The sequence below is a fragment of the Streptomyces sp. NPDC040589 genome, from assembly GCF_055594445.1.
Genome location: NZ_JBVIWP010000003.1, coordinates 852,281 through 871,380 on the forward strand (window position 1 = coordinate 852,281; position 19,100 = coordinate 871,380).

General features: G+C 71.1%; 16 protein-coding genes. 5 read left to right on the forward strand and 11 right to left on the reverse strand.

Annotation, left to right across the window (positions count from 1 at the left end):
- Window positions 1–31: 31 nt before the first annotated feature.
- The 4 genes from chvE to ACZ58V_RS16335 form a co-directional block, all read right to left on the reverse strand.
- The gene (chvE, locus tag ACZ58V_RS16320) at window positions 32–1,144 is read right to left on the reverse strand and encodes a multiple monosaccharide ABC transporter substrate-binding protein (RefSeq protein WP_471290509.1); all 1,113 of its coding nucleotides are present in this window, start codon (window positions 1,142–1,144) and stop codon (window positions 32–34) included.
- A 142-nt stretch (window positions 1,145–1,286) separates the two neighbouring features.
- Window positions 1,287–2,255, reverse strand: a complete 969-nt coding sequence (locus tag ACZ58V_RS16325) for a hypothetical protein (protein WP_471290510.1) — start codon at window positions 2,253–2,255, stop codon at window positions 1,287–1,289.
- Window positions 2,256–2,375: 120 nt separating this feature from the next.
- The gene (locus ACZ58V_RS16330) at window positions 2,376–3,380 is read right to left on the reverse strand and encodes a zinc-dependent alcohol dehydrogenase (RefSeq protein WP_471290512.1); all 1,005 of its coding nucleotides are present in this window, start codon (window positions 3,378–3,380) and stop codon (window positions 2,376–2,378) included.
- 61 nt (window positions 3,381–3,441) lie between these two features.
- Entirely contained in the window at window positions 3,442–4,605 is a 1,164-nt protein-coding gene (locus tag ACZ58V_RS16335) for a mandelate racemase/muconate lactonizing enzyme family protein (protein ID WP_468191761.1), read from the reverse strand.
- A 247-nt stretch (window positions 4,606–4,852) separates the two neighbouring features.
- Here ACZ58V_RS16335 and ACZ58V_RS16340 point away from each other — a divergent pair, with 247 nt between their 5' ends.
- Window positions 4,853–5,605, forward strand: a complete 753-nt coding sequence (locus ACZ58V_RS16340) for an SCO2400 family protein (RefSeq protein ID WP_471290514.1) — start codon at window positions 4,853–4,855, stop codon at window positions 5,603–5,605.
- Between the two features lie 272 nt (window positions 5,606–5,877).
- Here the strand turns inward: ACZ58V_RS16340 and ACZ58V_RS16345 are convergent, their stop codons facing one another.
- Window positions 5,878–6,327, reverse strand: coding sequence for a MarR family winged helix-turn-helix transcriptional regulator (locus tag ACZ58V_RS16345; RefSeq protein WP_468191229.1), 450 nt, complete (start codon window positions 6,325–6,327; stop codon window positions 5,878–5,880).
- 101 nt (window positions 6,328–6,428) lie between these two features.
- On the opposite strand from ACZ58V_RS16345, the gene ACZ58V_RS16350 reads away from it, so the two are divergent.
- Window positions 6,429–7,451, forward strand: coding sequence for an NADP-dependent oxidoreductase (locus tag ACZ58V_RS16350; RefSeq protein ID WP_468191226.1), 1,023 nt, complete (start codon window positions 6,429–6,431; stop codon window positions 7,449–7,451).
- 95 nt (window positions 7,452–7,546) lie between these two features.
- Window positions 7,547–7,966, forward strand: coding sequence for an organic hydroperoxide resistance protein (locus ACZ58V_RS16355; protein ID WP_471290517.1), 420 nt, complete (start codon window positions 7,547–7,549; stop codon window positions 7,964–7,966).
- A gap of 68 nt (window positions 7,967–8,034) precedes the next feature.
- On the opposite strand, the gene ACZ58V_RS16360 is transcribed toward ACZ58V_RS16355, so the two are convergent.
- Both ACZ58V_RS16360 and ACZ58V_RS16365 read right to left on the reverse strand, forming a co-directional pair.
- Window positions 8,035–9,180, reverse strand: coding sequence for a serine hydrolase domain-containing protein (locus ACZ58V_RS16360; protein ID WP_468191221.1), 1,146 nt, complete (start codon window positions 9,178–9,180; stop codon window positions 8,035–8,037).
- Window positions 9,177–11,750: a M14 family zinc carboxypeptidase gene (locus tag ACZ58V_RS16365; RefSeq protein ID WP_468191218.1), complete on the reverse strand. Its 2,574-nt coding sequence runs from the start codon at window positions 11,748–11,750 to the stop codon at window positions 9,177–9,179. Before ACZ58V_RS16365 ends, ACZ58V_RS16360 begins: the two co-directional genes overlap by 4 nt.
- Window positions 11,751–11,893: 143 nt before the next feature.
- Here ACZ58V_RS16365 and ACZ58V_RS16370 point away from each other — a divergent pair, with 143 nt between their 5' ends.
- Window positions 11,894–12,727 (forward strand): EI24 domain-containing protein, encoded by an 834-nt coding sequence (locus ACZ58V_RS16370; RefSeq protein WP_471290520.1) that lies wholly within the window; start codon window positions 11,894–11,896, stop codon window positions 12,725–12,727.
- Here the strand turns inward: ACZ58V_RS16370 and ACZ58V_RS16375 are convergent.
- The gene (locus ACZ58V_RS16375) at window positions 12,678–13,919 is read right to left on the reverse strand and encodes a pyroglutamyl-peptidase I (RefSeq protein ID WP_471290522.1); all 1,242 of its coding nucleotides are present in this window, start codon (window positions 13,917–13,919) and stop codon (window positions 12,678–12,680) included. The genes ACZ58V_RS16370 and ACZ58V_RS16375 overlap by 50 nt on opposite strands.
- Window positions 13,920–14,016: 97 nt before the next feature.
- The gene (locus ACZ58V_RS16380) at window positions 14,017–14,598 is read right to left on the reverse strand and encodes a TetR/AcrR family transcriptional regulator (protein ID WP_468191209.1); all 582 of its coding nucleotides are present in this window, start codon (window positions 14,596–14,598) and stop codon (window positions 14,017–14,019) included.
- 64 nt (window positions 14,599–14,662) lie between these two features.
- On the opposite strand from ACZ58V_RS16380, the gene ACZ58V_RS16385 reads away from it, so the two are divergent.
- Window positions 14,663–17,143, forward strand: a complete 2,481-nt coding sequence (locus ACZ58V_RS16385) for a glycoside hydrolase family 3 protein (protein WP_471290524.1) — start codon at window positions 14,663–14,665, stop codon at window positions 17,141–17,143.
- An 81-nt stretch (window positions 17,144–17,224) separates the two neighbouring features.
- Here ACZ58V_RS16385 and ACZ58V_RS16390 read toward each other — a convergent pair whose 3' ends face one another.
- Together ACZ58V_RS16390 and ACZ58V_RS16395 are read right to left on the reverse strand one after the other, a co-directional pair.
- Window positions 17,225–18,196: an aldose epimerase family protein gene (locus ACZ58V_RS16390; protein WP_471290526.1), complete on the reverse strand. Its 972-nt coding sequence runs from the start codon at window positions 18,194–18,196 to the stop codon at window positions 17,225–17,227.
- Between the two features lie 15 nt (window positions 18,197–18,211).
- Window positions 18,212–19,099: an SGNH/GDSL hydrolase family protein gene (locus ACZ58V_RS16395; protein ID WP_468191201.1), complete on the reverse strand. Its 888-nt coding sequence runs from the start codon at window positions 19,097–19,099 to the stop codon at window positions 18,212–18,214.
- Between the last annotated feature and the right edge of the window lies 1 nt (window position 19,100).

Below are 19,100 nucleotides of genomic sequence, written 5' to 3' on the forward strand. Positions count from 1 at the left end.
TCAGTGGTGAATCGTCGGTCGGTGGCGGGGACTACTTGACGTCGCTCTCCTTGAGGTAGCCGGAGTCGATGAGCTCCTTCTGGTAGTTGCTCTTGTCGACGGCGACCGGCTCCAGCAGGTAGGCCGGGACGACCTTCGCGCCGTTGTCGTAGGTCTTGGTGTCGTTGACCTCGGGCTTCTTCTTGTTGAGCAGCGCGTCGACCATGTTCGAGGACACCTTGGCGAGCTTTCGGAGGTCCTTGAAGACGCTCATGGACTGCTGGCCGGAGATGATCGACTTCACCGAGGCGACCTCGGCGTCCTGGCCGGTGACGATCGGCAGCGGCTTGCTCTTGGAGCCGTAGTCGTCCGACTTCAGCGCCGACAGGATGCCGATGGAGATGCCGTCGTAGGGGGAGAGGACGGCGTCGACGCGCTCGCGCTTGTAGGCAGAGGTGAGGATGTCGTCCATGCGCTTCTGGGCGGTGCCGCCGTCCCAGCGCAGGGTGGTGACCTGGTTGAGCTTGGTCTGCTTGGAGCCGACGACGAGCTGCTTCTTGTCGATGTAGGGCTGCAGGACCTTCATCGCGCCGCCGAAGAAGTAGCGGGTGTTGTTGTCGTCGTTGGAGCCGGCGAACAGCTCGATGTTGAACGGGCCCTTCTTGGAGCCGTCCTTCAGGCCGAGCTTCTCGACGATGTAGGTGCCCTGGAGCTCGCCGACCTTCTCGTTGTCGAACGAGGCGTAGTAGTCGACGTTCTGCGTGCCGAGGATCAGGCGGTCGTAGGAGATGACCGGGATGTTCGCGTCCTTGGCCTGCTGGAGCACGTTGTTCATCGACTTGTTGTCGATCGCGGCGATGATCAGCGCCTTGACGCCCTGCGTGATCAGGTTCTCGACCTGTGAGACCTGCTGGTCCGGGTCGTCCTCGCCGTAGACCAGCTTGGTCTTGTAGCCCTTGGACTCCAGCTCCGTCACGACGTTCTTGCCGTCGGCGATCCAGCGCTCGGAGGACTTGGTCGGCATCGCGATGCCGATGGTGCCTCCCTTGGCGTCCCCATCGCTCTCGTTGCTGCCGCCCTCGCTGTTCTGGCCGCAGGCGGACAGGGTCAGGGCGAGGGACGCGGCTCCGGCTATGGCGGCGAGAGCGGCTCTGCGGTTACGCATATTGATCATCCTTGATCTGTGTGCAGGGCTCGGTCTGGGAGGCGCGAAGTCGCTCCGGGTGGTCGTGCCGGAAAGACCGAGAAGAGATGTGTCGGATTGTGGTCGGCTGTGTCTTCTTTTGTGAAGCCGAGTTTCCGGAACGTTATGCCGAGATTTCGAACCGTTGTAGATCGCCCGGCAGTCGGGAGCCGAGCGGCGCCATGTCGCCGTCCGCCCCGTGGCGCGCCAGGAGGTCCAGGGCGAGCCGGCCGCGCCGCACGCGTTCCTTGGCGGTGGCCAGGGTCAACTCCCGCATGTGGTGCCCGTAGGGGTAGATCCCGGGCGCCTTCGAGAGGCCGAACTTCAGGTACAACGGGGCGCCGCGCCGGATGAGTTCGGCGACCTCGTACATCCGGACGTAGCCGCCGAGGTCGTCGGGGGCCTCGATGTACATGTCCATCGGAGCGCCGGACACCCGCCGGATCTCGGTGAGGTGATCGAGCGTCAGGTCGCTGGGCACGTTGACCGAGTCGGCGCCCAGGTTCTCGTACACCGCGTACGCCGCCGGGTTGACCGGCCCGATGAGCGCACTCACCTTGAGGGTTGTGTCGGCCGGGATGATGCCGGCCGCGCGCGCCCGGTGCAGGGTCCACAGCACGCCCTCGTCGGCGACGAGCAGGCACTTGACGCCCAACTCCGTGGCCCGGACGGCGTCTTCGACACATCCGGCGACGGCGTCGTGGCCGCGGGCTCTGAGGCCGCCGCCGCGCGAATCGGTCCGGGTCGAGCCGCCGATGTCCCAGGTGCCGCGCGGGCCGGTGAACAGGCAGAGCTCGATGTCGCGTTCGGCCGTCGACTCGACCATCTCGGTGATCTCGGCGTCGGTCAGCATCCAGACGCCGCTGCCCTGGCTGATCCGGTGGATCGGCACATCCAGCCGCGAGGCCTCCTTCAGGACCACCGCCAGCGCCTCGGGACCCTCGCAGGAGGGGATCTCGGTGCGCCAGCGGCCGCCACCGGGGAAGGAGTGCGGTGAGGTGTCGGCGGGGTCGAGGGCGGGGGCCTTCAGGCCGAGATCGGCGAGCGCCTGCTCACCGGGCCTGCGGGCTGCCGTGGCGGGAGCGTCGGTCACAGGAGAGTCCTTCGGTTCGATATTTCGGACGAGGTTCGCGGCTCTGGGTACGGCAAGGCGAGGCCGAGGTGGGGTACGCCGGTACGGGAGCCGTCAGGTTGCCCCCGTACCGGCGTACGTCTACGGGCGGAGCAACACCTTGCCCACCTTCGGATCGCCGGCCCCCACCAGCTCGATGGCCTGCGAGAACTCGGTGAGTGGCAGCTCGTGCGTCACCAGCGGCAGCGGATCGAGCAGACCGGCGGCGAACACCCGCACCGTGTGCGCCCAGGCGTCCGGCGCGGCACCGAAGACGGTGTGCACCTCCAGCTGCTTCACGACGAGGTCGGTCGGGTCGAGGCCGTCGGCACCCGACGCCGGGATACCCGTCAGGACCAGCCGGCCGCCCCGCCGGAGCAGGGCGGCGGAGATCCGGGCGGCGTCCGCGGACCCGGCCGTCTCGATCACCACGTCGATGTCGTCCGGGAGTTCCTGGTCCTTCGTCCGGAAGTCCGTCGCGCCGTACTGCCGCGACAGCGCCTCCCGGTCCCGGCGGGTGCCGACCACCAGCAGCTCGGCGGGCGAGTTCGCCTTCAGGAACTGCACGGCGAACATGCCGAGCGTGCCGGTGCCGACCACGGCGACCCGCTCGCCCGGCTGGGCGTTCGCCTTCAGCGCGGCGGCCGCGATGCAGGCGGCGGGCTCCAGAAGGGCCGCGGCGGTGAGGTCGCAGTCGTCGGGGAGGGTGTGGAGCAGACGGGCGGGGAGCGTCAGCGTCGTCGCCATCGCGCCCGGCTGGGTGAACCCTGTCTCCTCGTAACCGGCCGTGCACAGCGTCGTGTCGCCCGCGTGGCAGCGGTCGCAGACCTGGCAGTTGCGGAAGCCCTCGCCTACGACCTTGCGGCCGACGAGCGACGCGGGGACGCCCGCGCCCACCGCCTCCACCGTCCCGGACCACTCGTGGCCCGGGGTGAGCGGGTAGCGGACGTAGCCCTCGGGGCGGTTGCCCTGGTAGACCTCGCGGTCGCTGCCGCAGATGCCGGACGCGTGGACCCGGACCAGCGCCTCGCCGGCCTCGGGCCGCCGGGGCTCGTGCGGGACGAGACGGTGCTCGCCCGGGGCGTCGATCACTACGGCGGTGCTCACGTCGCTCCTGAGGTTTTCGAAGCTTTCGGTTCCCGGTGCCGGGTTTCCGGGAGCCGGACGGTCACTTGCTGTCCTTGGGCTTGCGCTGCTCCCAGCCTTCCGCCCACAGGTCGAAACGGGCCTGCTGCTGCGGGAACTCCGCCGCCGCGTCCACGTCCAGCTCGACACCCAGTCCGGGGGCGTCGGAGAGGTGGAAGCAGCCGTCCTCCGGGTTCACCTGCGGGGCGCCCTTGACGACCTTCTTGATCTCCGCGTCCGCGAAGTCGTTGAAGTGCTCCAGGATCTTGAAGTTCGGGGAGGTGAAGCCGACCTGGAGGGAGGCGGCGGTCAGGACCGGGCCGCCGACGTTGTGCGGGGCCACCAGCATGTAGTGGGTCTCGGCCGTCGCCGCGAGCTTCCTGGTCTCCCAGATTCCACCGATATGGCCGACGTCCGGCTGGATGATGTCCACGGCCTGGCTCTCGAACAGCTCGCGGAACTCGATCCGGTCGTGGATGCGCTCACCGGTGGCGACGGGCATGTCGACCTTGGCCGCGACCTTCTCCAGCGCCTTGAGGTTCTCCGGCGGGACCGGCTCCTCCAGCCACGCCGGGTTGAAGGGTGCCAGCTCCTTGGCCAGGCGTACGGCCGTGGCGGGGGAGAAGCGGCCGTGCATCTCCAGCATCAGCTCGGCCTCGGGGCCGATGGCGTCCCGGACGGCCTCGATGAGGGAGACGGCGTACAGGGTCTGCTGGTGGTCCAGCTCGAAGTGGCCCGTGCCGAAGGGGTCGATCTTGAGGGCGCGGTAGCCGCGCTCCATCACGCCCTGGGCGGCCTTGTGGTACGCCTCGGGTGTCCGCTCCGTGGTGTACCAGCCGTTGGCGTACGCCTTGACCTTGTCGGTGACCTTGCCGCCCAGCAGCTGCCAGACGGGGACGCCGAGGGCCTTGCCCTTGATGTCCCAGCACGCCATCTCGATCACGGCGATACCGGACATCACGATCTCGCCCGCGCGGCCGTAGTCGCCGTACTTCATGCGCTTGACGAGGTCCTCGACAGCGAAGGGGTCGGAGCCGAGAATGTGGTTGGCCTCGGCCTCCCTCAGGTAGCCGAGAAGGGCGTCGGTGTGTCCCAGCATCCGGGTCTCGCCGACTCCGGTGATTCCCTCGTCGGTGTGCACCTGGACGTAGGTCAGGTTGCGCCACGGCGTCCCGACCACGTGTGTGCTGATTCCGGTGATGCGCACGGCGGTTGTCCCTCGCAGCTTCGTCGGCTCAGTTCCGTCAGTCATTCAGTTCAGTTCGACGTGTTCGAGATTTCGGCACACGTTCGAAATGCTGGCGTGACAGTAAGGACGGGGTGGTGGGAGTGTCAATGGGTCGCGCGCATAACGGTTTCGACAGTTTCGAAACCAGGGGAGAGGTGTGTCCGTGCAGAACCTTCACAGCTGGATCTAGGAACGTGACCGGCGGGGAACTTAATCTTCCCGCGTCATGGACTACTGCGACCCGTGCCGACGGCACCTCAACGGCGCGCTGACGTGCCCGGGGTGTGGCACCTCGGCGGATGCGCTGCGCTGGCGTGAGCGTGAGTACGGCGATCACGATGACTCGGGCGAGTCGGGCGAGTCGGGCGAGTCGGGCGACTCGGGTGGGCCGGGTGTGTCCGGCGGTGAGCGTGACGACTACGGCGATGATGAGCCGGTGGGGCGTGCTGCTCGTCGGCGTGGGCGTGAGCACGGGCCGGGCGCTGATGGTCCGGGTGGGTCGAGCAGGCGGGACCGGAAGGCGGCCGCGCATCGCCGGCGGCGGCGCCGGGCCCTGTTCGTCGCGGCGGGGTTCGTGCTCGCGGCGGGTGGGCTGAGCCTCGCGGAGCTGGGCATGGACGCACCGAAGTCGACGTCGAAGCCGGCGGAGGCCGAGGGTGAGCCGGCGGAGGCGGGTGAGACGGTCCGCCCTGCGGGCGACACGCCTGGGGTCGAGGGAGCGTCGAGGTCCCCTTCCTCGGGGGCGTCTGACTCGCCGTCGGCTTCCACCTCCCCGAAGGGCGAGAAGTCGAAGGCCCCTGAGCCGACCCGGTCTGCCGCGGCGGAGGCTTCCCCGAGCCGCCCGGCCTCGGCCCCTACGGCCGCCCCTCCGGCACCGGAACCGGCACCGACACGAACCGCGGATCCGACGACCCCGGCGCCGACGCCGGAACCGTCGCCGACGAAGACGTGCAACCGCTTCCTGTGGTGGTGCGCGTAGCCGTCTGCGCGGTGGTGGTGGGTCGGGGCCGCGTCGGGGGGTGTCCGTCCTCGGAACGGCGCGATGGGGTCTCACGCCGACTGACTGTTCGTTGACGCGCCAACCGCTGCGGGCGGACACCCCCCGACACGTCCCCTTGCGTAGTCCCCCCCAGCTGCGGGCATGCGTGCCGCTAGGGGCGGCACGGGTGGGCGCAGCGGCACCTCGTCGCGCCGAGCTGCGCACCCACCCGGCCCCAGTTGCCACGCCGAGTACTGATCTCCGGCCAGCCGTCACACGGCCCCCAGCATCCCCCTCAGTGCATCCCGCAACGCCACCCTCTCCCCCTCGGAGAGCCCGGCCAACGGCTCCCGGGCGAACCGCAGGGACTCCCGCAGGCTCCGGGCCACCGCCCGCCCCTCACCCGTCGCCGCCGCCACCTTCACTCGCCGGTCCGCGGGATCCGGCTGTCGTTCCACCAGCCCCCGCGCCTCCAGCCGGTCCACGATCCCCGTGACATTGGACGGCTCGCACTTCAACCGCTGGGCAAGCCTCCGCATGGGCAGCGGTTCGAGGCACAGCAGGCTCAGCAGTCGAGCCTGCGCACCGGTGAGGGAGTGTTCCGCCGCCGCCTCCTCGTAGTCCTCGTGGAACCGGGCCACGACCTCCCCGATGAGCTCGACGACCTCGAGGGTCAGCGCGTCGGGGTGGTGGGAGTCCGGGGTCGATGTGGTGGAAACCATGACGTCGAGGGTACCCGGTTGTTTGACAACCTGAAATATTCAGGAGCATGGTTGTTTCAGTTACTGAAACATCCGCTCGAGCCAGTGAGGACAGGCGCATCATGACCGACACCCCCACCCTCCCCGCCGTCAGCCGCGAGTGGCACCTGGCGAGCCGCCCCGTCGGCTGGCCGAAGCCCGAGGACTTCGCCTTCGTCGAGGCGGAGGTTCCGCAGCCGGGCGAGGGACAGGTCCTCGTGCGGAACAAGTACCTCTCCGTGGACCCGTACATGCGTGGCCGCATGAGTGACGCGAAGTCCTACGTCGCCCCGTTCGAGCTGGGCAAGGTCATGCAGGGCGGTGCCGTCGGTGAGGTCGTGGCCTCCAATGTCGAGGGGCTGGCCGTCGGGGATCACGTACTGCACTTCCTCGGGTGGCGTGAGTACGCCGTCGTGGCCGCGAAGAACGCCGTCAAGGTGGACCCGGACGCCGCGCCGCTGTCGACGTACCTCGGTGTGCTGGGCATGACCGGTCTCACCGCCTACGCGGGCCTGCTGCGCACCGCCTCCTTCAAGGAGGGCGACACCGTCTTCGTGTCCGGCGCCGCCGGTGCCGTGGGCGGCCAGGTCGGGCAGATCGCCAAGCTGAAGGGCGCCTCGCGGGTCATCGGCTCCGCCGGGTCCGACGAGAAGGTGAAGCTGCTCGTCGAGGAGTACGGCTTCGACGCCGCCTTCAACTACAAGGACGGGCCCGTGGGCCGGCAGCTGCGCGAGGCCGCCCCGGACGGGATCGACGTGTACTTCGACAACGTGGGCGGTGACCACCTGGAGGCCGCCATCGGGTCCCTCAACCAGGGCGGCCGGATCGCCGTCTGCGGCATGATCTCCGTCTACAACAACACCGAGCCCGCCCCGGGCCCGAGGAACCTCGCCCGGCTGATCGCGACCCGCGGCCGTATCGAGGGCTTCCTGGTCGGGGACCACTACGACCTGCAGCCGGAGTTCGTGCGCGAGGTCGCCCCCTGGGTCGCCTCCGGTGAGCTGAAGTACCGCGAGACCGTCGTCGAGGGCATCGAGAACAACCTCGAGGCGTTCCTGGGCGTGCTGCGCGGTGACAACACCGGGAAGATGATCGTCAAGCTCTGACGCCTTCTGTTGGTTTTCGGCATGCGGTAAGTTTTTTCCGAATCCGCTCGGCCCGGGCGCGAGCCGCGGCGGACGAAATGAAGGAACACAACCTCATGCCGATCCAGCAGTCCGACGTCCTGTACACCGCCGTCGCCACCGCCGAGAATGGGCGCGACGGGCGCGTGGCCACCGATGACGGCCGGCTCGACGTCGTCGTCAATCCGCCGCAGGCCATGGGTGGCAGTGGCGCCGGAACCAATCCCGAGCAGTTGTTCGCCGCCGGCTACAGCGCCTGCTTCCAGGGGGCCCTGGGTGTCGTCGCCCGGGAGACGGGCGCCGACCTCACCGGGTCGGCCGTCACCGCCAAGGTCGGCCTCGGGAAGAACGGGGACGGGTTCGGGATCATCGTCGAGATCTCGGCCGACCTGCCGAAGGTGGACCGGGGTGCCGCGCGCTCGCTCGTGGAGAAGGCGCACGAGGTGTGCCCGTACTCGAAGGCGACCCGCGGGAACATCACCGTGACTCTGGTCTGACCACAGTCGTTGCGTACGCGGAGGCCGCACCCTTGGACGTGGGGTGCGGCCTCCGCTTGTGCCCGGGGTCAGTGGGCGAGCGCCGCCCGGTGGATCGCCCTCGCCAGGCGGTCGTTCTCCGGGGCCACCCCGCCGGGGAAGGCGAACCGGCGGCGTGTGTAGCCGTAGGCGAGGCCGCTCCACGGGTCCGCGAAGGACTGCGAGCCGCTCGCGCCGCCGTGCCCGATCGTCCCGGCGCCGAGGAACGGGTGCCACGTGTCAGCCGTCGTCTGGAAGCCGAGGCCGAACGACTTGTGGGCACGTGCCACCAGGTCGTAGCCGACCGAGTGGAACTGGCCGAACTCCGCCACCGTGTCCGGCTTCAGCAGCGCCGCCTGCTCGCCCACCCCGCTGATCGCCGCCGCGTACATCCCGGCCAGGCCCCGCGCGGACGCCACTCCGCCCACCGACGCCGGGCCCTTGGCGCGGATCAGCGGCATGTTGGGGAGCGAGGCCAGGTCGGTCGGTTCGCTCGCGTTGCGGTTGAAGGCGATCGAGGCGAGTGTGTGCGGGCCCGTGGGCGTGGCGTCGAGGAGGGCCTGCTGTTCCGGGGTCGGGATCATCGGCTGGGTGGTGCGGAAGCGGGGTTCCTGGGGCGCCGGCAGGCCGAGGTGGAAGTCCAGGCCGTACGGGGTCCGGACGCGCTCCTGGTAGATCTCCTGGAGCGTGCGGCCCGTGGCACGGCGTACCACCTCGCCGGCCAGGGCGCCGGCGACCAGCGCGTGATAGCCGAACGCCGTGCCGGGGCGCCAGAACGGCCGCTGGTCGGCGAGACGTTCCGCGAGCTGCCGGTCGTCGGCCAGCTCCGCCAGGCTGAAGCCGGTGTCCGTGCCGACCACGCCCGCCCGGTGCGCGAGCAGATCGCGCAGGGTCAGCTCTCCCTTGCCCTCGGCCCCGAACTCCGGCCAGTAGTACGTCACTTTGCGGTCCAGATCGAGCGTGCCGTCCTGGACGAGGAGAGCCACGACCAGGTAGGCGGCGCCCTTGGTGGACGAGAACACGCCGTAGAGGGCGTCCGCCTCGGTCCCCGCCCACAGGTCCACGACCTTCCGGCCCCGCACGTAGGCGCACAGCTGGCCCTCGTAGTCGGGCTGTTCCCCGGCCACGAACGCGGCGAACTCCTCGCGCACCCCCTCGAAGCCGTCGGCTACGGTGCCGTGGATCTCTTGCGTCATCCGTTCTCCTCATCTGAACCGCTGTGTGCCACTGTGAACAATGCCCTCGCCACCTGCGGGAATTCCCCCTTCGGGTGGTCCCTGAAGAGGGGTTCGGTGCCGAACAGGACCGTCCTGCCGCCGCTGACCACCGAGGCCTGTCCCGCTGCCGCCGCGGGGCCGCCGGTGCCGTCCGGGAGCGGGCGCCAGTGTCCGGAGACGAGCGGGTTCCCGATCGCGTACGACTGCTCCTCGCGCACACCGGGTCCGAGGTCGGTGAACCACAGCGGGGCGTAGACGAAGGCGTGCGCGGGGGCGTCGTGCGTGAGGCGGCCCGAGTTCACGGTGCGTACGACGCCGTTGGCGTCCGGGTTGCCCTCCACCGGCTTGACGGCCAGCAGATCCGCCGCCGCGTTCAGGGCCGCTCCCGTCGCGCCCCGGCCGACCAGGCCGTGACCGTCGAGGAAGGCGTCCAGTGCCTTGCGGGCGGGGGCGGTGAGCAAGGCGTGGTCCAGGCCGGCGGAGACGAACAGCGCGTCCGTGCCGGACCAGTCGAAGCCCGCGTTCAGGACGGCCGTCGAGACCGGTGTGACGTCGAAGCCCATCTCCCGCAGGGCGAACAGCTCACCCGGGGTGACGGCGGCGGCGACGCGCAGGCGGTGCAGGGGCGTCTCGCCCTTGAGCCGCGTGGCCGTGAAGGAGACGTCGTGCGTGCGGGCGGCGGTGAGCGCCTCGCGGCGTGCCGACGCCGGGACGATCGCGCTGCCGTCGGGTGCCTGCCGGACCGGGACTCCCCGCCGGAGGAGGGAGTTGAGGGCCGCGATCTCGCGCGGGTCGGTCAGGCGCAGGCGCAGGGTGCCGTGGGCGGGCACGTGGGCGACGGGCGCGGCCTCGGTGACCGGGCGCAGGGGCGCGCCCCGCAGGCTGCCCGAGGTCACCCGCTCGACGGTGGCGCCCCACAGCCGGCCCAGGCTCCAGCCGGAGATGTCGTACATCACCGACACCTTGTCGCTGATGTCCCGGCCGTCGGCCAGCAGGACGTTCGCCATGCCGCGCTTGGGCTGGTGCAGGTCGACGACGTACGAACCCTGGGGGTAGGTCCGTCCGCCGAGGCGGAAGGGGCGGGTGGCGCGGGTGACGCGGACGTCGTTGGCGAGGAGGTGGTCGACGAGGCGGGCGGCGGCCGGTGCCGAGCGCTGGGTGCGGGAGTCGCCGGGCGGGATGACGTAGGCGCGCGGGAAGTCGGTCGTGTAGACGTCCTCCGGGCCGATGCCGGGGACGCCGGGGACCGTCTTCGGTGAGACCGGCACCTGCGGGGCGCCGGCCGCACCGCGGCGGAAGGTCTCGATCTGGTCGGCGACGAGGGTGGTGCGGTGCTCGCGGACGTGGTTCAGGGTCGCGCGGACGGCGGCGCCCGCCACGGCCGTGTTGATGGCCGAGCGGCGGCGCAGCTCCGGGACGGGGAGCGTGTCGTACTCCTCGTTGTTCACCGCCAGCGGGATCTCCACCGTGTGGGCGGCCACCGTGCCGTGGAAGGCCGCGTACTGCGGGGTGAAGATCGGCGGCCAGTCGTCCCAGCCCTCCTCCTGGTCGCGGAACGGGATCTGCGCCGGTTCCACGCCGTCCTTCGCGGGCGTGTAGCCGAGGGCGTTGACGGCGGACTCCATGCCGAGGGCGTTGGCGTAGGAGTTCTTCAGGAAGAGGTCGTACTCGTAGTTCTCGCCGTGCGGGGGAGTGGTGGGCTCGATGAGCGTGCCGTTGACGTAGCCGTGCACGTCGAGCAGGACGGCCGGCTGCTTGTCCAGCTCGATCTGCCGCATCGCGCGGCTCTCGGGCTGGGAGGCCGTGACGAAGTCGCGGTTCAGGTCGAAGCCGTTCGCGTTGGCGCGGGTGCCGGCGATACGGCCGTCCGGGTTGGCCGTGATGTTGAAGTACAGGCGGCTGTGCGCGAGGAGATCCCTGGTCTTGGAGTCCTTGGCCGTCGCGAGCTGCTCGATGACCTTCAGGGAGGCGTCCGTGCCCTCCCACTCGTTGCCGTGGATGTTGTTGTTGACGAAGACCGGGGCCTTGTACGTCTGCTTGATCTCCCGGGACTTCGCGGCGGACGCGGGCGCGTTCTCGATCAGTGCGCGCATCCGCTCCTGGGCGCGGGCCTGGCGGGTGGTCTCCGGGGCGGTGACGGTGACCAGGTAGAGGCGGTGGCCGCCGGCCGAGCGGCCGGTCACCTCCACACTGACCCGGTCGCCGAGGCGTTGCAGGGCGTTCAGCTTCGGGGCGATCGCGTGGTACGGGGTGAGACCCAGCTTCAGGGACTTGTCGCCGGGGTTGCGCGGGTCGGGGGAGAGGACCTGGCGGCGGGGGTAGCCGCGGCTGGTGGTCGCGGGACCGGTGGAGGTCTCGGCGGTCAGGGCGCGTCTGGCCGCGCTCGCGGGTGCCCGGGCCGCGCGCTCGTCGACGGCGGCGCCCTCGCGGGTGACGGGCTTCGGGTCCGCTCCGGCGGTGTGGGGGGTGAGCAGGGGTAAGCCTGCCGTCGCGAGGCCGAGGGTGACGATCAGTACAGGTCTCGCAGGAACGGTTCTCGTGGTGCGCACGTGTACCTCCTCCGGGGCTTACTGAGATCGGTACGGCGAGGTGTACCGGTTCGACTCAACGGCAACAAGTGCGCGTTGGTGTCACCGGTGACCCGGATGGCCCCTGCGGAGTACGTCCGGGCCTGCACCGATAGGGTTTTCCCATGCGCGATCTCGGGGTGGGCTTCCAGTACCTGCTGAAGGGCCAGCGGTGGGTGGCCAGGCACGGCAAGCAGTACGGCTTCGGGCTGGTCCCGGGCCTGATCACCCTGGTCCTGTACGCGGCGGCGCTGGTCGCGCTGGCGCTGTGGGGCCAGGACGCCGTCACCTGGGCGACGCCGTTCGCCGACGACTGGTCGAGCCCGTGGCTGGGGCTCTTCCGCGGTTTTCTGACCGTCGTGCTGTTCGCCCTCGCCCTGCTCCTCGCCGTCGTGACGTTCACCGCGGTGACGCTGCTGATCGGGCAGCCCTTCTACGAGAACCTCTCCGAGAAGGTCGACCGGGACGTGTCCCCGGACGGCCACGCCCCCGAGTCGGGCCTGCCGCTCTGGCGAGAACTGTGGATCTCCGCCCGCGACAGCCTCCGCATCGTGGTGCGCGCCGCCCTGTGGGGTGTGCTGCTGTTCGCGTGCGGCTTCATCCCGGTGGTCGGCCAGACGGCCGTCCCGGTGCTCGGCTTCTTCGTCACCGGGTTCTTCCTGACCGAGGAGCTGACCGCCGTCGCCCTCCAGCGTCGCGGCGTGGACCTGCGCACCCGCCTGGGCCTGCTCCGCTCCCGCAAGACCCTGGTGTGGGGCTTCGGCACGCCGCTGGCCGTGGCCTTCCTGGTCCCGTTCGTCGCGGTGTTCCTGATGCCGGGCGCGGTCGCGGGCGCCACCCTCATGGCGCGTGAACTGCTCGGTGAGGAGATTCAGGAGGGTGGCTCCGCCGTGGAGGGCGACGGGGGCGTCAGCTCTCTTCCGCAGCCGCCTTCAGGATCGCCCGCACCTGGGCGATGATGTCCAGCCGGTTCCGCACGAACTCCGGGTCGGTGACCTCGGTGGTGTTCCCGGCGCCGAACTGGAGCACGGGCGTGTGCACATGCCCGCCCGGCAGCCGGTCGTGCAGCCCCAGCCGGTCCCGCAGCAGCGTCGCCCGGTAGGCGATCTCGTTCGAGAGGTAGTCCCCGCCGCCGCCCGCGCGAGCGGTCGAGCCGGGGGTCGGCCCGTCAGGGCGCACGACGGGCTCGGTGCCGCCCGCCGGGATCTCGGTGACGCTGGTGTTGTCGTACACGGGGAAACGGCCGGTCTCCGCGTCCACGATCGCCCGGTACGGCAGCGTGGTCGTCGTCCACTGCGGCTGGGAGGCCGGGTCGGCGACGGGGACGGTCTCGGTGCGGCCGATGTTGTCGTTGTCCCCGAAGCCGCCCCGCCAGGCCCCGTTGGTCCGCTCGATGTCGAACCGCCCGACCCGGCCCTGGCTGACCGTGGTGAACAGGTCGACCTTCGGCAGATTCGGCCGGAGCGCGCGCTCCACCGTGCCCTCCGTGAAGTCCTGCCAGCGCACCGGGAACACGGCCGTCTCGATCCGGGCCGGGCCGTCCGCCGTCTCGATCACCGTGCCGTCGAGGGCGAGCGCGGTGGCGCCGGACGGGTTGGAGATGCGGATGTCCCGGTCCAGGGTGAACGGGTCGAAGCCGGTGAGCAGGATCCGCTTCAGGCCCTTGCCGTGCGGGTAGCCGATGGCGCTCTGGCCGCGCGAGGTGCGCTCCAGTTCGTCCAGCAGCGCGGCTCGCTGCCCGTCCGTCAGGCCGAACTCCGGCTCCCAGGTGCGCACTTCACGCGTCATACCGAGCCGGGCCCAGTACAGCGGCCGGTCGTCGTCCCGGCTCAGATCACCGACCGCCGGTCCACGCCCCTGCGCCCGGTCCACCGCACGCCTCCACAACCGCGCGCCCTCCTGCGCGACGGCCCGGCGGGCCTCCCCGTAGGAACGGGCCGCGTCCAGCGCCCGCGCCAGCCGCGGGGCCACGGTGTCGAACCCGGAGCGGCGCAGGATCTCCTGCGGGACCGCCTTGCCGAGCCGCTGTTCCTCGACGGTGGGGGAGGGGGCCTGCTCGGCGGCGCTCGCGGCGCTCGCGGTCGTGGGGGTGGTGAGGCCGGTCAGCAGGGCGAGACCGAGGACGCCGAGGCGAACGCGTAGGGAGTTCAAGGAGGTTCAGGCCTTCCGTCACGGTGGGGGTGCTGCGGTGGCGTGGTGCCGGACGGCCGCAGTATCGCGTGACAGGAGTGATCTACGCCATGGGTGCTCAGTCGGCGCTCTCGCCCAGCAGCGTCAGGAAGTCCCGGAACGCCGACGGCATGTCCACCGACTCCGGGTCCAGCAGCCACTGGTACTGCAGCCCGTCCAGGATCGCCACCAGCAGGGGCGCGGCCCGCTCGGGGGTGAGGCCGCTCGGCAGGCGGTCGCCGTACTCGGCGCGCAGCACCTCGGCCATGCCGGCGCGGACCCCGACGTAGCGCTCCGTGAAGTACGCGCGGGCCGGATGGTCCTCCGTGACGCTCTCGCCGAGCAGCGCCGAGAAGGTCTGGATGATGGCGGGCCGCATCGCGTTGTACTCGACCAGCGAGGCCAGCAGGTCCAGCCGCAGCCGCCCGGCGGGCATGGCGTCCCAGCGGTCCCGCTCCTGGAGCACCGCGACCAGCAGCGCCTCCTTCGTCGGGAAGTGGTGCAGCAGCCCCTGCTGGGTGAGCCCGACCCGCTCGGCGACCGAGGTCAGGCTCGCTCCCCGGTAGCCGCGCTCGGCGATCACCTCCAGCGCGGCCCGCACGATCTCCGCGCGCCGTTCCTCGCTTCTCGCCCTGGCCGTCATGGCGTCACCGTACGACATGACGAACGACCGATTATTTCGAGAAGATAACAAAACCTACCGCACTACAGGTATCGCGGGCACGATGTCGGCATCCAACGGCTTTCGACGTGGAGGTGCCGACGTGACGGAGACAGCGGAAGTACGGCGTGAGGCGGCGGTCGAGGCCGCCCTCGGCAAGCTCGACCTGGACGCCAAGGCACGGCTGCTGGCCGGGCAGGACTTGTGGAGCCTGCCCGCGCTGCCGCAGGCCGGACTGGCCTCGCTGGTCATGTCCGACGGCCCGATCGGTGTCCGCGGGGTGCAGTGGAGCGCCGACGACCCGTCCGTCGCCCTGCCCTCACCGACCGCCCTCGCCGCCACCTGGGACCCCGGACTGGCCCGCCGGGCAGGCGTGCTGCTGGCCCAGGAGGCCCGCCGCAAGGGCGTCCACGTCCTGCTCGCCCCCACGGTCAACCTGCACCGCTCCCCGCTCGGCGGCCGCCACTTCGAGGCCTACAGCGAGGACCCGTACCTCACGGGCCGGATCGGCACGGAGTACGTCCGGGGCGTCCAGTCCGGCGGCGTCGGCACCACCGTCAAGCACTTCGTCGCCAACGACGCCGAGACCGACCGCCTCACGGTGAACAACCTGGTGAGCGAACGCGCCCTGCGCGAGCTGTACCTGGCCCCCTTCGAGGCGATCGTCGAGAACGCCCGTCCCTGGGGCATCATGACCGCCTACAACACGGTCAACGGCACGACGATGACCGAGCACCACCACCTGGTCAACGAGGTCCTGCGCGGCGAGTGGGGCTTCGACGGGATCAACGTCTCCGACTGGACGGCCGCCCGCTCCACCACCGGCGCCCTCGCCGGCGGCCTGGACATCGCGATGCCCGGCCCGCGGACCGTCTACGGCGAGGCCCTCGCGCAGGCGGTCCGGGACGGCGAGGCGGACGAGGCCCAGGTCGACGAGGCCGTCCGCCGTGTCCTGCGCCTCGCCGCCCGGGTCGGCATCCTGGACGGCGCCGAACCGGTCGTCGCCGAACCGCCCGCGGTCGTCGACGGCGAGGCACTCGCCCGCGAGATCGCCCACCGCTCCTTCGTCCTCGTCCGCAACGAGTCAGGCGCGCTGCCGCTGAAGCCCGGCAGTGTCGCGCTGATCGGCGCCGCCGCCCGCGACGCCCGCGTCCTCGGCGGCGGCTCCGCCACGGTCTTCCCCGCCCGGACCGTCTCCCCGCTCGACGGCCTCACCGCCGCCCTCCCCGACGGAAGCCTCACCTACGCCCTGGGCGCCGACCCCAACACCGAACTCCCCGTCGCCGACCCGGGCTTCGAACTGCGCGCGGTCTGCCGCGACAGCGCGGACCAGGTCCTCGGCACCCGCTCGGCCCCCAGCGGCCACATCCAGTGGATGGGCGACGACCTGCCCGACGGCGTCACCCACGACACCCTGCACAGCGTCGAACTGACCGGCACCTTCACCCCGCGCGAGACCGGCACGCACACCTTCGGCTTCAAGGGCCTCGGGCCCTTCAAGCTGACCGTCGCGGGCACCACGTACTTCGACGACGTCCAGCGCCCCGCCGAGGACGGCGACCCCTTCGCCGCCTTCTTCGGCGCCCCGGTGCCCCACGCCCGCGTCGCACTCACCGCGGGCGAACCGGTCGAGGTCTCCCTCACCTACACCGTCCCGCCGCCCGACGGCCACCCCATGCGGGTCATCGGCTTCACCCTCGCCCACCAGGACCCGCAGCGCGACCCCGACGAGCTGATCGCCGAGGCCGCCGCGGCCGCCCGCGCCGCCGACACGGCCGTCGTCGTGGTCGCCACCACCGACCGCGTCGAGTCCGAGGGCTTCGACCGCACCGACCTGCGCCTGCCCGGACGCCAGGACGACCTGGTCCGCGCCGTCGCCGCCGCCAACCCCCGCACGGTCGTGGTCGTCAACTCCGGCTCCCCGGTGGAACTGCCGTGGCGCGACGACGTCGCCGCCGTGCTCCTGAGCTGGTTCCCCGGCCAGGAGGGCGGCGCGGCCCTCGCGGACGTGCTCACCGGCGCCCAGGAGCCCGGCGGCCGCCTGCCCACCACCTGGGGCTCCCTGACCGACGCCCCGGTCACCCAGGTCGTCCCGGAGGGCGGCGAACTCCCCTACGAGGAGGGCGTCTTCATCGGCTACCGCGCCTGGGAGCAGCAGGGCCGCACCCCCGCCTACCCCTTCGGCCACGGCCTCGGCTACACCGACTGGACCTACGAGTCGGTCGAGGTCGCCGGGAGCGCCGAAGGGACCACCGCGAAGGTCCGCCTCCGCAACACCGGCGACCGCCCCGGCCGCGAGGTCGTCCAGCTCTACCTCGCCCCGAGCGAGCCCGACCCCACCCGCCCGGCGCGCTGGCTGGCCGGCTTCGCGAGCGTCGAGGCCGCCCCCGGCGAGACCGCCGAGGCGACCGTCGAACTGCCGCGCCGCGCCTTCGAGAGCTGGGACGAGACGAACGCCTCGTGGTCGTTTGTGAAGGGTTCGTACGAGATCCAGGTGGCGCGCTCGATCACCGACCGCAGGATCACCGCGACGATTAACGTCTGACCGGGACAAGTTCCCCACTGAGCAGCCCCGGTCCGGGACCTGACCCCTGGACCGGGGCTCGTGGGTTTCCGGGCCCCCGGCTCAGCGGGTGCCGAACCCGTACACCGTCTCCGAGCGGAACACCTCGCCCGGGCGCAGCACCGTGGTTGGGAAGTCCGGCCGGTTCGGGGAGTCGGGGAAGTGCTGGGTCTCCAGCGCGATGCCGTCGCCGGGCGCGAAGGGCTCGCCCAGGTGGTCGGCGGTGTACAGCTGGAGTCCGGGCTCGGTCGTCGCCACCGTCAGCACCCGCCCGGACGCCGGGTCGTGCAGCTCGGCGACCTCCACCGGGACGTCCGCCACGCCCTTGTCGAGCACGAAGTTGTGGTCGTAGCCGGAACCGACCTTGCGGGCCTCGCGGAAGTCGAAGCGCGTGCCGGTCACGTCCTCCGGGCCGCCGGTCGGGATCAGGTCCGCGTCGACCGGTGTGTACCGGGAGGCGGCCAGCCGCAGTTCGTGGCCGCCCGCGTCGCCGGAACCGCCCAGGTTGAAGTAGCTGTGGTTCGTCAGGTTGACCACGGTCGGCGCGTCCGTCACGGCCTCGTAGGCGATCCGCAGCGCGCCGCTCTCCTGGAGCGTGTACGTCGCCGAGACCTCCAGCCGCCCGGGGAACCCCTCCTCGCCGTGCGGGCTGACCCGGGTGAGCCGCACTCCGTGCTCGACCGGGGCCGCGTCCCACACCCGCTTGTCGAAGCCGCGCACCCCGCCGTGCAGCGAGTTCGGCGCGTTGTTCGGTTCCAGGGCGTACGTCCGACCGTCCAGTGGGAAACGGCCGCCGGCGATCCGGTTGGCGTACCGCCCGACCAAAGCCCCCAGGTAGGGCCCAGGGTGGGCGAGATAGCCCTTGAGATCCGGGAACCCCAGCACCACATTTCCGGCCCGGCCCGCCCGGTCCGGCACCTCGACGGACTGCACGATCCCGCCGTACGACAGCACCCGCACCCGTACGCCCGCTCGCTCCAGGGTCCAGCGATGCACCGGCGTGCCGTCGGAAAGTGTGCCGAAGAGTTCGTTCATGTGCGGAACTCTAAGTCAGGGGGCCTTCGCGGTGACGGTGCGGTACGCGATCTCCGCCAACCGGGCCTGTCCGTTCACGCTGGGGTGGAAGTAGTCCCAGCGGCTCAACTGGGTCGTGCCGAAGCGGTAGTCGTACACCGCGCCCCCGTCGTACCGGCACCGCTTGTCCTTGGCGCAGACCTCCTTCAGGACCTTGTTGTAGTCCTCCACCCGCTTCTGCACCGTGTCCCGCCGCAGGGTCGCCGCCGAATCCAGGGCGTCCGCGTCGCCCAGCATCGACGGGCAGATGCCCAGCTGCCACACCTGCTTGCCCAACGGGCTGTTACGGCCCTGCGACCACAGCCGCTTCAGGTTCGGCACGCTCGCCACGAACACCTGTGCCTTGGGCAGGGCCTCGCGCAGGGTGCGCAGCGCGTCCTCGAAGTCGCTGCGGAAACCGGAGACCGGGGTCATCGCCGCCGTAGAGGCCCGACAGGCGTCGTTCGCCCCGGCCATCACCGTCACCAGCTGCGGTTTCCGCCGCACAGCCTGGGTCATCTGCCCGGGCAGATCGGCCATCCGGGCCCCGGTCACGGCGTAGTTCCAGCTCCGCCCGGCGGCCTTGGTCCGCCCCAGCAACCGGACGGCCAGCGAGTCGACCTCGGGACTGGCGCCGGTCGCCCAGGACGCCTCCGGACAGTCCGACAGCACGTCACAGGCGTCAAAGCCACGCGTGATGGAGTCACCCACGGCGGCGACGGAGTTCGGGCTGCGATCCCACAGCGGCGTGGGCCTGGGCGACGGCTCGGCACTGGCGGACGGGGCGGGGGAGTTGTCCCCCACGGCATCACATCCGGCGACGCCCAGGGCAGTCGCCACGGCCACGGCGACAACGATCCGTGAGCGGTGGCTTCGCTTCCGCATG

Excerpts from the sequence above, each read along its gene's own strand:
- chvE (WP_471290509.1), bottom strand. The coding sequence starts at position 1,144 with ATGCGTAACCGCAGAGCCGCTCTCGCCGCCATAGCCGGAGCCGCGTCC.
- ACZ58V_RS16340 (WP_471290514.1), top strand. The coding sequence starts at position 4,853 with ATGGACTACTGCGACCCGTGCCGACGGCACCTCAACGGCGCGCTGACG.
- ACZ58V_RS16345 (WP_468191229.1), bottom strand. The coding sequence starts at position 6,327 with ATGGTTTCCACCACATCGACCCCGGACTCCCACCACCCCGACGCGCTG.
- ACZ58V_RS16350 (WP_468191226.1), top strand. The coding sequence starts at position 6,429 with ATGACCGACACCCCCACCCTCCCCGCCGTCAGCCGCGAGTGGCACCTG.
- ACZ58V_RS16355 (WP_471290517.1), top strand. The coding sequence starts at position 7,547 with ATGCCGATCCAGCAGTCCGACGTCCTGTACACCGCCGTCGCCACCGCC.
- ACZ58V_RS16360 (WP_468191221.1), bottom strand. The coding sequence starts at position 9,180 with ATGACGCAAGAGATCCACGGCACCGTAGCCGACGGCTTCGAGGGGGTG.
- ACZ58V_RS16370 (WP_471290520.1), top strand. The coding sequence starts at position 11,894 with ATGCGCGATCTCGGGGTGGGCTTCCAGTACCTGCTGAAGGGCCAGCGG.
- ACZ58V_RS16380 (WP_468191209.1), bottom strand. The coding sequence starts at position 14,598 with ATGTCGTACGGTGACGCCATGACGGCCAGGGCGAGAAGCGAGGAACGG.
- ACZ58V_RS16385 (WP_471290524.1), top strand. The coding sequence starts at position 14,663 with ATGTCGGCATCCAACGGCTTTCGACGTGGAGGTGCCGACGTGACGGAG.
- ACZ58V_RS16390 (WP_471290526.1), bottom strand. The coding sequence starts at position 18,196 with ATGAACGAACTCTTCGGCACACTTTCCGACGGCACGCCGGTGCATCGC.
- ACZ58V_RS16395 (WP_468191201.1), bottom strand. The coding sequence starts at position 19,099 with ATGCGGAAGCGAAGCCACCGCTCACGGATCGTTGTCGCCGTGGCCGTG.